The sequence below is a fragment of the Rhodovulum marinum genome (assembly GCF_004343075.1).
Lineage (GTDB): Bacteria > Pseudomonadota > Alphaproteobacteria > Rhodobacterales > Rhodobacteraceae > Rhodovulum > Rhodovulum marinum.
This window is the reverse complement of sequence record NZ_SLXP01000009.1, coordinates 1-13,039: the sequence shown is the minus strand read 5'-3', so window position 1 is coordinate 13,039 and position 13,039 is coordinate 1. Positions and strand designations below refer to the sequence as shown.

The window sequence follows — 13,039 nt, the reverse complement described above, 5'->3', positions numbered from 1 at the left end:
GCGGCGCGCTTAGCCGCCTAGCGCACCCCGATTTCGGCCAGTGCCGCCATCAGGCGGGGCGGCAAATCCTCCTCCCCCGCCCGCCCCTCGGGCAGGTCGCGGGGCGCGTCGTCCGCGCCCAGGTAGCGCCAGCCCTGGAACGGGCGTTTCGGCATCGCCTCGGTGCGGATCACCCGCGGCTCCAGCACGATCCCGCACCGGGCGATTCCGTCCGCGCCCGTCACCTCGTCCAGCCGCAGGATGCGCTGGCGGGCCAGAATCACGCCCTTGAACACCCAGTAAAGCGAGCCGCCGGCCAGCAATTCGGCCTCGCGCTTGGGCCACATCCGGGTGACATGGCGCGGCAGCCCGTCGGGTCCCTTGGCGCGCGGCTGGCGCTGCCAGTGCAGCAGGTCCTCGACCCGCTCTGCGCCAACGCAGAGCTTGACCAGATTCACATGGCCCCCCGCCATCCTGCCCCCCAGATTCTGTTGATGAGCCGCAACCCTAGTCTAGTTGTTGCGGAGTTCAAGCCGAAGCCCTATCCTAGAGGGCCTTTCCCGCGCGCCCGAGGATACCCGAGATGAGCCGTTTCTCCGCCCCCATCGCCGAACAGATCTGGGATATGAAATACCGCCTGAAAAAGGCCGACGGTGCGCCCGTCGATCTGACGGTCGAGGACACCTGGCGGCGCATCGCGCGGGCCTTGGCCGAAGCCGAACAGGACAAGGCCGCCTGGGAGGAGAAATTCTATACCGCGCTCGAGGATTTCCGCTTTCTGCCCGCGGGCCGGATCACCGCGGGCGCGGGCACAGGGCGGGCGGTGACGCTGTTCAACTGCTTCGTCATGGGCACGATCCCCGATTCGATGGCCGGCATCTTCGACATGCTGAAAGAGGCCGCGCTGACCATGCAGCAGGGCGGCGGGATCGGCTATGATTTCTCGACGATCCGGCCGCGCGGCGCGGATGTTCTGGGCGTGGCCGCCGACGCCTCGGGGCCGCTGTCGTTCATGGATGTCTGGGACGCGATGTGCCGCACGATCATGTCCGCGGGGTCACGCCGCGGCGCGATGATGGCGACGATGCGCTGTGACCACCCCGATATCGAGGATTTCATCACCGCCAAGCAGGATCCGGCGCGGTTGCGCAATTTCAACCTGTCCGTGCTGGTCACCGATGCCTTCATGGAGGCGGTCAAGGCGGACGGTCCGTGGCAGCTTAAATTCGGCGACAAGGTCTATCACACGGTCGAGGCGCGCGACCTGTGGAACCGGATCATGCGCGCGACCTATGATTTTGCCGAACCGGGCGTGATCTTCATCGACCGCATCAACCAGATGAACAACCTGGCCTATTGCGAAACGATCGCGGCCACCAACCCGTGCGGCGAGCAGCCCCTGCCGCCCTATGGCGCGTGCCTGCTGGGCTCGATCAACCTTGCCCGGCTGGTGCGTGACCCGTTCGAAAGCATCGCCGAACTGGACGAGGCCGACCTGGACGATCTGGTCGCGACCGCCGTGCGGATGATGGACAACGTGGTGGACGTGTCGCGCTTTGCGCTGCCCCAGCAGGAGCACGAAGCCAAGGCCAAGCGCCGGATCGGGCTGGGTGTGACGGGCCTTGCCGACGCGTTGTTGATGGTCGGCCTGCGCTACGGTTCGGACGAGGCGGCGCGTCAGACCGAGCGCTGGTTGCACCGGATCGCCCGCGCCGCCTACCTGGCCTCGGTGCAATTGGCGAAGGAGAAGGGAGCGTTTCCCCTGTTCGATGCCGAGAAATACCTCGCCAGCGGGGCCTTGGCGCATATGGACGAGGACGTGCGCGCGGCCATCGCCGAACACGGCATTCGCAATGCCCTGCTGACCTCGATCGCGCCGACCGGCACGATCAGCCTGTATGCCGGCAACGTGTCCTCGGGAATCGAACCCGTCTTCGCCTATGCCTATACCCGCAAGGTGCTGCAGCGCGACGGTTCGCGCACCGAGGAAGAGGTCGTGGATTACGCCGTGCGGCTGTGGCGCGAGAAGTTCGGCGACGCCGATCTACCCGACTTTTTTGTGAACGCCCAGACGCTTGCGCCTGCCGAGCATGTCCGTATGCAGGCCGCCGCGCAGAAATGGGTGGATTCGTCCATTTCCAAGACGATCAACTGCCCCGAGGACATTTCCTTCGACGCGTTCAAGGATGTCTACATGCAGGCCTATGAAACCGGCTGCAAAGGGTGCACCACCTACCGGCCGAACGAAGTGACGGGCAGCGTGCTGGCGGTTTCCGAAAGCTCGGAGAAGACGCCCGAGGCCGAAACCGGGGCCGACGTCGTCTACCTGTCCGACCCGCTGGACCGGCCGCAGGCGCTGGAAGGCAACACCTACAAGCTGAAATGGCCCGACAGCGAGCACGCGATCTATATCACGATCAACGACATCGTGATGGGCGGGCGCCGGCGCCCGTTCGAGGTGTTCATCAACTCCAAGAACATGGAACATTTCGCCTGGACCGTGGCGCTGACCCGCATGATCTCGGCGGTGTTCCGGCGGGGTGGGGACGTCAGTTTCGTGGTCGAGGAACTGAAGGCGGTGTTCGACCCGCGTGGCGGGGCGTGGATGCAGGGGAAATACATTCCCTCGATCCTGGCCGCGATCGGCGGCGTGATCGAGCGGCACCTTGTCTCGATCGGGTTCATCGAGGCCGAGGGCATGGGATTGAAATCCGACCCCCAGCACGAGGCGATGGCGGTGGGCGAGGCGCCGCGCGGTCCGGCCTGCCCGGCCTGCGGCGCCTACGAGATGCGCATGGTCGAAGGCTGCATGACCTGCATGAGTTGCGGGCATTCCAAGTGCAGTTGAGCCGGGCGCTGGAAGAAGGTTGTTGTCCCACCCACCGAAAATCTGCCATTTCGGGGGTTATCTGCCATTTTGACACGCGATTGCTTGCCACCGGCGCGCGCGATTCCGAGAATATGATTTAAAAACAAGGCTTTGCCGAATCATGGCTTCGGGGCGCCTTCGGGCGCCCTTCGGCCGGGTCGGGGCATTGACGGGCCGCCCCGCTCCTGCTTCCTCTCTGCCCAAGACCCGGGTCCTTTCACGAAACCACCGGCCGCCCCCAGGGCGGTCGCGCGGTGCCGTCGCGCTGGCGGCGGCACCGCCCTGCTGGAAAGGACATCCCATGGCCCGAATTCCCTTCGTAGACGCCCGCCCGGGCAGAGAGATTCCAACCGCCCGCGAGGTGCGTGGCCGCCTGCGCCGCTTCCTGCTGGGCTACCGGGGCAGGGCCCGGGGTTGGGTCGATGACCCGAAAGAGCAGGACACATTCCTTGCCTCCCAACTGCCAGCCAAGGACGAGGCACGCATCGACCGCCGGGCCGCGCGCTATGTCGAAAGGCTGACGGCCGCGACCAAGCTGGGGCACCTTCGGCAGGAGGATCGCGAGCGCCTCGCCCCGCTGCGCGACGGGGTCACGCTGGTGGAGATCGGCAGCGAGGCGCGCGCCGACGAGCTGGCCGCCACCCTGCAGGCGGAAATGCCCTGGATGGCGCCCGCGACCGAGGCCGCCTGGCACGCGATGCGCCGGTCCGTGCGCCAGGGCGCGGCCGGCTTTCGCATGCCGCCCCTTCTGCTGGTGGGCCCGCCCGGCATCGGCAAGAGCCATTGGGCCCGGCGCCTGGCCCAGGTCGTGGGGCTGCCCGCCACCACGATCGACGCGACCGGCGAACCGGCCAGCTTTGCCCTGATCGGGATGCAGCGTGGTTGGTCCTCGGCCGCGCCCGGCAGGCCCCTGACCACGATCCTCGCACAGCTTGTCGGCAACCCGGTGATCGTGCTGGACGAAGTCGAGAAGGCCGGGGCCGTGACCTCGGACAGGGGCCGGTCCTACGACATGGGCAACGCGCTGCTGCCCTTGCTGGAGCCGCTGACCGCACGGGCCTGGGACTGCCCGTATTTCCAGCTGCGGTTCGACATGTCGTGGATCAGCTGGGTAATGACGGCGAACAGCCTGTCCGGCTTGCCCGCACCCCTGCTCAGCCGGTGCCCGCCAATGACCCTGCCAGGCATGGGGATCGCGGACCTGCAGGCCTTCGCTCGGCGTGAGGGCGCGCGGCGCGGGCTGACGGCGCCCGCGATCGATGCCATCGCCGAAACCCTGGATCGGGTTCACCGTTCGGGCCTCGAGCCCAACCTGCGGATGGTCACGCGCATGCTGGACAGGGCGGAGGTGTTGGAAAACCGGCCAGTCTATCATTGACCGGAACCGGCTTCTCCATGTGAATAGGGGGCAACGGGATGGGCGGCGTCCGAGCCCCGGCGTGATGGATCATCTACAGGGCCGAACGGAGGCCGGGAGGCAGTCCAGATCGGGAATACACGTGGGTCTATCGTCGTCCATAGCGTGGGCGCAAGATTGACGATGTGGAATTCTTCGGGCCGAAGGGCGGAAAGCGTGAGTTCGCTGCTCCGCAGCGAGGATTTTCAACTACCGCGAAAGCGGACCTTGGAAACCACGAACCGGGCGCAGTCCTGTTTCGGGACAGTTCTTCAGGGAAGCGGCCGTTCGCCGCGACCGCACCGTTTCCGTTTGCGATCATGAGAGCAGCCATTCGCAGGTAGCATTCGCTCCCGCCTATTACGCCTCACGAGTGTGGCGGCTTCACCTCAAGGAAGCCCGATATCCGGCCTGCAGGGTGCAGCATCCGTGTCCGATTTGACGCGTGCGTGCCATGCATGCAGCAGGTACCGTACGTGGCAGCTGGCGAAACCTGCTTGATCATGGCCGGCGAAGCGCATGCGCGCCATTAGGCGATACATGGCATCCCTGTAATCAGCTTGCCTTGCTTCGAATCATGCGCGCGGGCATATACCTGACCATCCCTGTCGGAAAAGGACTCTGCCCATGTCGATCCCCAACAGGTCTGTTCTCGCGGCCCTTCCTGTCGCGCTGGTTCTTGGCGGGCCATCGGCAGGTAACATGCCTGAACAGGTGCCCCGAACGCCCGAGGCCCTGGGCGAGCGGTTGTTCTTCGATACCAACCTGTCGGCCAACCGGACCCAGGCCTGCGCAAGCTGTCACAATCCCGATTACGGGTTTGCCGATCCGCGCGGCATGGCCTCGCCCGGCGATGACGGGGTGTCGCTGGGCGACCGCAACGCGCCCACGGCCAGCTACGCGGCGCTGATCCCGACCTTCCACCGCGGCGAAGATGGCGGGTGGATCGGTGGGCAATTCCTGGACGGTCGCGCGGCCACACTGGAGGACCAGGCCGGCGGCCCGCCGCTCAATCCGATCGAGATGGGCATGCCGGACAAGGCCTCTGTGGTGGCCCGCCTGCGCGAGGATCCGGCCTATGTTGCGGCCTTCTCCGCGCTTTACGGCGCAGGCGTGCTGGAGGATGCCGAGGCCGGCTATGCCGCCATGACCCGCGCCATCGCCGCCTTCGAGCGGTCTGAAACCTTCGCGCCGTTCGATTCGAGATACGACCGATGGTTGCGCGGCGAGGTGGAGTTGACCCAGCAAGAGGATCTGGGCCGCCTGCTGTTCTTCTCGCAGCAATTCACCAATTGCGCCGAGTGCCACAAGCTGTCCGAAACCGAGATGGACCCGGCCGAGACCTTTACCGATCACAGCTATCACAATATCGGAACGCCCGAGAACCGCGCCTTGCGCAAGATGAATGGCGTCCCCCTCGGCACGATCGACCCCGCGCTGCTGGACAACCCGGGCGTCGATGACCCGGCCCAGCGTGGCAAGTTCCGCACGCCGACGCTGCGCAATGTCGCGGTGACCGCGCCTTACATGCATAACGGGGTGTTTCAGGACCTGCGCACCGTCGTGCTGTTCTACAACACCTACAACACGCAGGTCGAGGCGCGGAAGATCAACCCCGAAACCGGTGAAACCTTCGGCCCGCCGCCGGTGCCCGAGACTGTGTCGCTGGAAGAGCTGGAGATCGGACCCGCGCTGGACGATCAGCGCATCGACGCGCTTGTGGCCTTCCTGAAAACGCTGACCGACGCCAGGTACGAGCATTTGTTGGACTAGCGCGTGGTGCGACCAGTCGGAGGCAACAGCGCTGCACGTTTCGCGAGGCTGCGCTTGCAGCGCCCACCGCGTCCGCAACGCAGGCTGGGCGCGCCTGTGCACAGCATGCTCTAGCCCATCGCCAGCCCGTGATTGTCGAACTCGTGCCGCGGCAGGGCCTCGACACGCGCGCCATTGAGATCGAGCAGGCGGAAGCCGGACGCGGCACACAGCCCGGGGCCGAGCGCCACCGCGCCGGCCCCGTCCAGTCGCTGCACCTCGACGGTGCGCGGCCCGTCAAGGCGAAGGGCCAGGCCGGTTTCCTTGGACGACACGAGGGCCTGCGCCCCATGGGCAGAGACGGAGGACACGTAGCCGCCGAGAGAGGCGTCGGGTTCGAGCCGCTCCACCCGGTCGTTCTCGACCAGCCACAGAACCGCCTCGCCCGCGGCGCGCTCCGCGCTCTTGATCTGGCCGCCGATATAGAGGCGGCCGCGGTGATCCATCGCGAGGTGGCGCAGTGAGATGCCTTCGGTCCCGGCCCAATGGCCCAGTTGGTTCAACGCGCCCCGGTCGAAATCCAGCGTCACGATCTGGCTGCGGAACGCGTGCAGGTTCAGCGGCGTGCGGCCATAGGCGGGATGGGTCTCCAGTCCGCCTAGCGCGATGTGAAAGATATCCCGGTCCGGCTGGCGGGCGATCTCGTGCGGGCCCGGCCCCGGCAGGGCGATCTGCCCGATCCGCCGCATCGGGCCGGCGGTGTCATAGACCCCGATCCCGCCTTGCAGGGTTTCCAGGTCGTTTTCCGTCACCAGCAGGTGCTGGCCGTCGCGGGTAAACGCTCCGTGGCCGAAGAAATGCCGGTCGGCCGGCGCCGTCACGACCGACCGGATCTCCAGCGTTTCGGTATCGACCAGTGCGAAACGATCGCCCGGCTGGCGCGGGAAGACCGCGAGTCGGCGCCCATGCTCGGCCATGCCGTGTGCCCGGAAATCGAGCGGCGCCTGCCCCAGCCGCGCGCCGCTTGTGGAAAAGAAGCTGGCGCGGCTCAGGCCCGTTTCGGCCGAGGTCTCGACGCCAACATAGGCCGCCCGCTCGGCCGGTTGGCCAAGCGCGCCCCGGCACCAGGACACGCCCAGCCCCATGGCGAGGCCGCGTAGAACCTGTCTTCGTGTCTCAATCGCCATCGGCAGAGGTGAACCCCGTTGTGAGACCGATGGATTGCGGCAGACCGGTCTTGAGATAGGTTTCGTGATAAAGCGTCAATTCGCCAAAGCCGCGCAACTCTTCCGCCATGGCGCCGTCTTCGGCGGCGATCTCGGCAAGGCTGCGCGTCTCAAGCGCAAGCGTATCCGCGATGCTGCCGGCCGTCTCGCCTAGCATGTAGTACTCCATCGTGCCGCTGAGCTCGGGCGTCATGTCGAAGAACCCGTAGGGCAGTTCGTAAAGGTCGGCCAGCGCTCGGAAACTCGCTTGGATGCTGGCAAGTCCCAAGCCGCTGTCCACGGCCTCGGTCCGTTCGGGGTGGGCCTCGCCGGGCGCTTGCCCAAGGCCGCGCTGGATCTTGAACTTGCGCAGCCGGTCGGCATAGACGACGACCCCGGCAAGAAGCTCTCGGATCAGATCGTCGACCGAGGCGTAGCGGGCATTTCCCTCGATTGCCGTGTCAAAGGCGGTGCGGAACCCGGCGCCGGGGGACCATGCCGCGACGAAGCCAGCGGCCAGATCGGCCTGATACGCGCCGATGGCCCCAGCGAGATCGCATTCGTAGGTGCCGGGCGAGAGGTCGTGGTACAGCAGGTCCTCGAGCGCGGTCAGGTTCACAAGCGCGATCGAGCGGCCATCAAGCGCGCCCTCGGCCAGAAGATCCGGGTCTTGCGCGCGTACCGCCATCCGTACGGCGCGGCGGGCAAAGCCTTTGGGGTCGGGCCAGAGCTGAACCCGCATCGGCCCGTCTTCGGCCATGGCCGGGCCGACCTGGATGATGCTGATCCGCTGCCAGGCCAGGAAGCTGTCCTCGAATGCCGCGTGGACCGGGGCAATCGGTCCGGTGCCGCTGCAATAGGCGTCGAGCGCCTCGGTCATCTCCGTCGCCGCTTCGGCATAGTCGCGATAACCGGGCAGGATGAACGCGTCCGCGGTCGTGATCAGCCCCTGTTGCAGCAGGGCCGCGTCCTCGGTGTCGAACCTGGATTCGGCGGCCAGCGGCGCGGCGGCAAGGGTCGCCATGGATACGGCGATGATGAAATGTCTTGGGCTCATAAGCTCTCCAGGAAACGCAGGATTTTCGCGCGCTCTTCGGCTGTGAAGGCGGCATAGGTGTCGCGGGCGGCTTGGGCCTCGCCCCCGTGCCAGAGGATCGCCTCCTCCAGCGAGCGTGCGCGACCGTCGTGGAGGAAGAAGCTGTGACCGTTCACCACCTCGGTCAAGCCAATTCCCCAGAGCGGCGGCGTGCGCCATTCGGCGGCCTCTGCCCCGCCGGTCGGGGTGGCGTCGGCCAGGCCCGGCCCCATGTCATGCAGCAGGAAGTCGCTGTAGGGCCAGATCAACTGGTTGCGCCGTTCGCGGGGCGCGTCGGCGGCGGTGGCGAATTTCGGCACGTGGCAGGCGGTGCAGCGGGCCTTGTAGAACAGCTCCTTGCCCGCCAGAACATCTTTGTCGCCGATGTCGCGACGCGCCGGAACCGCCAGGTTGGCAGCATAGAAGGTCACCAGTTCCAGCAGATCGTCGGTCACTTCCGGCCCGCCATTCTCGTCCCCGTGGATCGCGCCGCGACACGCGGTCTGGGCCGCGGTGCAATCGCCGTGCGGGGCGGGGAACAGGCTGGTCGACAGGCCCATGTCGTTGTGAAAGGCAACGGCCGACTGATCACGGATCGTGGCTTCCGTGGCCTTCCAGCCGAAGCGGCCCAGCACGCGGCCCCCGGCGCCCGCCAGCCAGTGGGCGCGCCCCGAGATGCCGTCGCCATCGGCATCACCCGGGTCTGCATGGGCCAGGATGGCTGCCTCCGGGATCGCCTCGAACAGGCCCAGCCCGATCATCGGGGGCGCGATCCTCGGGTTCAGGGCAACGCCGTCCGAAAGCGCAGCATCGGTGCTGTAGACCGGCTTGCGCAGCATGACGGTTGTGCCATCGGGATAGGTGAATGGCACGGGCCGGTACCTGACGCGGACCTTGCCCTCGGCTGCCATGCCGGGCACGGCCTGGTCCTGGAACTGGTGCCCGTAGACCGGGTCCGGGTTGCCGTGCGCATCGCTCAGCGAAAACAGCATCGACACCATGTTGCCGTCACCCGGCGCCGGCGGGTGGCCGCGCCCGTCCTTGACGTGGCAGCCCTGGCAGGAACGTGCGTTGAACAGCGGCCCCAGCCCGTCCGAGGCCAAAGTCGAGGACGGCGCGACCACCCAGGCGCGGTCGAACACCCCGTTGCCCAGGAAGAAGTCGCCGCGCTCCTCGAAGCTCAGCGCAGCCGAGGGCAGGGAAAAGGTGTTCCGATCGAAACGGCTGCGGTTGGTGCCGCTGCCGCCTTGCAGCGCTTCATAGGGTTCGGGCTTGGTGAAGTCCTGCGTGAGAGCAAGCAGGCGGGCCTTGCGGTCGGCTTGTGTTTCGGCGGCGGCAAGGGGGTGCCCCGGCAGAAGGGCCAGGCCGCAAAGCAACAGAAGGGAGGCGCGGGTATTCAAGGCGGGGCTCTTCAATGGCAGAGGGGCCACCCAAGGCTGGCCCCTCATTGTTTCAGGCGTTTGGCGACGGGGCGGCGGTCACTCGAACACCGCGCCGGGGTTGTCCAGGCTGTCGGAGCCTTCGACCGAAATCTCGGAGGCATCCAGCGCGGCGACCAGATCCTCGAAGGCGCGGGTCTGGTCGACGAGCGCGTCGATGGCGGCCTGCACGATGGCGTTGCCCGTGTCATTGCCATAGCCGATCATCTGATCGTAGGCCTCTACGCCGCTGTCGGCGCGGTCCTTCATCGCCCCCATCGCAGCCATGGTCGCCTCAAGCCTGGCTGTCACGACGGCGTCAACCTCGGAATTGACCGACTGAGCAAGGCCCGCGAGCGAAGGCACCTCCATCACGGTCCCGTCGGGGCGTTCGTAGCGGCCGAGATAGACGTTCTGGATGCCCTTGGCGTCATAGTAATGCGAATTGTGGGTGTTGTCGGCAAAGCAGTCATGCTCTTCCTCGGGGTCGTGCAGGATCAGGCCCAGCTTCATGCGCTCGCCCGCCAGTTCGCCATAGCTAAGGGAGCCCATGCCGGTCAGGATCGTGGCCAGCCCCTCGGCGTCCGACTGCGCGGCGAGGTCCGTGCGCGCAGCGCCGCCATCCTCCCAGGCTGTAACGATGTCCTTCAGGTCCGCAACCAGCAGGTCCGAGACCGCAGCCAGGTAATCCGCCCGGCGATCACAGGGCGCGTTGGTGCAGCCATCCCCTTGCACGAAATCGGTGTAGGAGCGCGAACCGGCGCCGGGACCGGTGCCGTTCGTGTCCTGCCCCCAAAGCAGGAATTCGATGGCGTGATAGCCGGTGGCAACGTTCGCCTCGATCCCGTCGATCTCGTGCAACTCCTGCAACAGCGCGGGCGTGATCTCGCGCGCATCGACGCTTTGGCCACCGACGGTCAGGTCCGGGTTGGCGATGACATTCGCGCGGAAGAACCCGTTCTCCTCGCTCATCTCGCCGTAATAGCCGGTATCGACATAGTCGATCAGCCCTTCGTCCAGCGGCCAGGCGTTCACCTTGCCTTCCCAGTCGTCCACCACCGCGTTGCCGAAGCGGTAGACCTCGGTCTGCTGATAGGGCACCCGCGCGGCCAGCCAGGCGTCCTTGCCGGCCTTGTGGGTTTCGGCGCTGGGGGCGGCAATGAAGGCGTCGATGGCGGCATCCAGCGCCTTGGCGGCGGCCAGGCTGTCCGAATACTTGGCCAGTGCCAGATCGGCATAGCCGTCGATCACCTCGCGCGCCGATTGCGCCTGGGCGGCGCCCGCAGCCGCAAGAGAACCGGCAATGAGGCTTATGCGCAGGGACAGCGTGAAAGACGTCATGGGGAAGGCTCCTGTTCGCGTGAAGTTGCGTCGCTTTATCGCAGACTAAATTACTCAACTTCTTCCCCGCCGCAATAGCAGAGTTTTTTTGTCGGATATCGCGTTTGTTACGGTTCTGTTACGCTCTGACGCTATCCGGCGGGTTCTGAAGACGCGCGGAGGCCGACCATGACATCCAGATTCATTGCATTTCCAGTTCTGGCCCTTCTCGGGGTCGCAGCGGCCGCGCCAGCCCAGGAGTCGGGCAGCATTCCCATGCCGCCGCCGGCCGAGGCGGGCAGCTATGACCCCCAACTGACCGCCAAGGAGGCGGCGCTTGCCAACTGGACCCTCGCCGTTTCGGGAATCCGCGCGGGCAAGATCGTCAGCGACACGGTGGTCGCTGCGGCGGCAACCGACACGCCCTACGACGATCTGACGACCCAGGCACAGTTCGCCCTCAAGACCATGGTCCTGCGCTACAACTCCGCCAACTGGCTGTTCGCCGCAGATAGCGGCGTCGCCCCGATCGACGGCGCCGTGATCCTCGCCGCGGTGCAGGCCGCCGCCGCGGACTGCGCCAGCGAGGGTTGCGGGGTCGAGCGCGCCGCCCTTGCCGAGGCCTTCGCCAATGCATCGGCCGCCTTCGTACGCACGGGAGATGCCGCCGCCCAGGCTGCGAGGGCGCAGGAACCGAAAAGCGACCGCGATTTGATGATCGGTATCCTCGAAGCCATGGCCGATTACCTTGCCGGGCCGGGCTGGTATAGTGACCTGAGCCTCACCGACGTGGGCCGCGACGGCGAAGAGGTCTCGGCCCGGATCGTCGGTGCCCTGGCGATCTGGCGCAATGTGGAACCCTATGTCGGCCTGACCAGCGCCGAGGTCGACGATGCCGTCAATGCCGCAATCGATACGCTCCTGCGCGACCTGCGCCGCAACACGCGGAACAAGCCGGTGCTGGCCGCCGACAGCGCCGAGATCGCCGCGCTGCGGTCCTCCACAGAGGCGCTGGCGGCGGAGCTGTACCGCGCCGCAGACCTGTTCCGGGGCTAGGTGACCCGGACGATCCTGATCGCCGCGGCCCTGCTGGCCGCTGGCCCGGCGCAATCGCAGGAGGTTGCGCCGCTGGTCGAGCGCTGCATATCCTGTCATATCGACGACAAGGGCCAGTTCGATATCGTGGGGTTCCGGGCGCTTCAGGCGCTGCCCGAGGAATGGCCCCTGCTATTCGAGGACGCCTACGACCTGGACGGCAACGGGATCGCGGGGCGCGCACAATATGTCAGCGGCGAAGGCCAACCCCTGATCGCGAAATGGGGCGAGAACCTTGCCGCCGCGCGGTTTCGCGATTTCGCGCTGATCGCGGGCGCGGCGCATGGCATTCGGATTGACGACGTCGCGCAGATTGCCGAGGTCGAAGCAGCCTTCGCGGCCTTGTCGCCAGATCCGGTCTCGCCATTCGAAACGCCGGAAGAACTCACGAAGTTCGAGGCCGATGGCTGCGCGGACTGCCACGTCACCCGCACCTACGAGGTCGACGGCGTGACCTACATGCCGCTCAGCGATTTCCTGCTGCACGATCTCGGCGATGGCGAAAAAAGGACGGCACCGCTCTGGGGCTGTCAGGCTTGCATCTCCGGCAACCCGCACGCGGAGGCGCGATAGGACCAAGCTTCATGAGCGCGCCTTACATATTTCCGGAGCGGCGCAAGTCCGAAACGGGACGGGCTTGAGCCGGCGTGAAACGGCACGACCCTTCCGGCATCCTTGCCGCGACGTGACGAATGCCCTGGAGAGATCGGGCAGATCCATCAAGGAGACCTGCGCAGCGGCTCAAAATGAGAAAACGGATCTTGCGCGCGCGGCTCATGGCCGTTCCGGTGAAGCTGCGGTGCGGCCCCCATGGATGACCGCTCTGGGCCGATCCCGATTCCGGGGCGGCCCAGATGCAGCAAGGTCGAGGACCCCGCGGAAGAGTCAGGTGCTTCTTGCGTCACGCACGGCCCCCGCGGGTAAAGCCTA

General features: G+C 66.5%; 10 protein-coding genes. 5 read left to right on the top strand and 5 right to left on the bottom strand.

Features of this window, described 5'->3' with window-relative positions; genetic code table 11:
• Positions 1-17: 17 nt before the first annotated feature.
• The gene (locus EV662_RS13600; protein ID WP_132463509.1) at positions 18-452 is read right to left on the bottom strand and encodes a DUF1489 family protein; all 435 of its coding nucleotides are present in this window, start codon (positions 450-452) and stop codon (positions 18-20) included.
• Positions 453-562: 110 nt separating this feature from the next.
• On the opposite strand from EV662_RS13600, the gene EV662_RS13595 reads away from it, so the two are divergent.
• The 3 genes from EV662_RS13595 (at position 563) to EV662_RS13585 (ending at position 6,017) form a co-directional block, all read left to right on the top strand.
• The gene (locus EV662_RS13595; RefSeq protein ID WP_132463506.1) at positions 563-2,827 is read left to right on the top strand and encodes an adenosylcobalamin-dependent ribonucleoside-diphosphate reductase; all 2,265 of its coding nucleotides are present in this window, start codon (positions 563-565) and stop codon (positions 2,825-2,827) included.
• 322 nt (positions 2,828-3,149) lie between these two features.
• A complete protein-coding gene (locus EV662_RS13590) occupies positions 3,150-4,226 on the top strand; it encodes an AAA family ATPase (RefSeq protein WP_132463503.1) in 1,077 nt (358 codons plus the stop codon).
• 720 nt (positions 4,227-4,946) lie between these two features.
• Positions 4,947-6,017 (top strand): cytochrome-c peroxidase, encoded by a 1,071-nt coding sequence (locus EV662_RS13585; protein ID WP_243695858.1) that lies wholly within the window; start codon positions 4,947-4,949, stop codon positions 6,015-6,017.
• 110 nt (positions 6,018-6,127) lie between these two features.
• Here the strand turns inward: EV662_RS13585 and EV662_RS13580 are convergent, their stop codons facing one another.
• From EV662_RS13580 to EV662_RS13565, 4 genes are all read right to left on the bottom strand, one after another.
• Complete coding sequence (locus EV662_RS13580) at positions 6,128-7,183, bottom strand: DUF1513 domain-containing protein (protein WP_132463498.1); 1,056 nt, start codon at positions 7,181-7,183, stop codon at positions 6,128-6,130.
• Entirely contained in the window at positions 7,173-8,258 is a 1,086-nt protein-coding gene (locus EV662_RS13575; protein WP_132463495.1) for an imelysin family protein, read from the bottom strand. Before EV662_RS13575 ends, EV662_RS13580 begins: the two co-directional genes overlap by 11 nt.
• Positions 8,255-9,676, bottom strand: a complete 1,422-nt coding sequence (locus EV662_RS13570) for a di-heme oxidoreductase family protein (RefSeq protein WP_243695857.1) — start codon at positions 9,674-9,676, stop codon at positions 8,255-8,257. Before EV662_RS13570 ends, EV662_RS13575 begins: the two co-directional genes overlap by 4 nt.
• A 78-nt stretch (positions 9,677-9,754) precedes the next feature.
• Positions 9,755-11,035 (bottom strand): imelysin family protein, encoded by a 1,281-nt coding sequence (locus EV662_RS13565; protein WP_132463489.1) that lies wholly within the window; start codon positions 11,033-11,035, stop codon positions 9,755-9,757.
• 168 nt (positions 11,036-11,203) lie between these two features.
• On the opposite strand from EV662_RS13565, the gene EV662_RS13560 reads away from it, so the two are divergent.
• Both EV662_RS13560 and EV662_RS13555 read left to right on the top strand, forming a co-directional pair.
• A complete protein-coding gene (locus tag EV662_RS13560; protein ID WP_132463486.1) occupies positions 11,204-12,070 on the top strand; it encodes a hypothetical protein in 867 nt (288 codons plus the stop codon).
• Positions 12,071-12,682 (top strand): cytochrome c family protein, encoded by a 612-nt coding sequence (locus EV662_RS13555; RefSeq protein WP_132463483.1) that lies wholly within the window; start codon positions 12,071-12,073, stop codon positions 12,680-12,682.
• Positions 12,683-13,039: the final 357 nt, after the last annotated feature.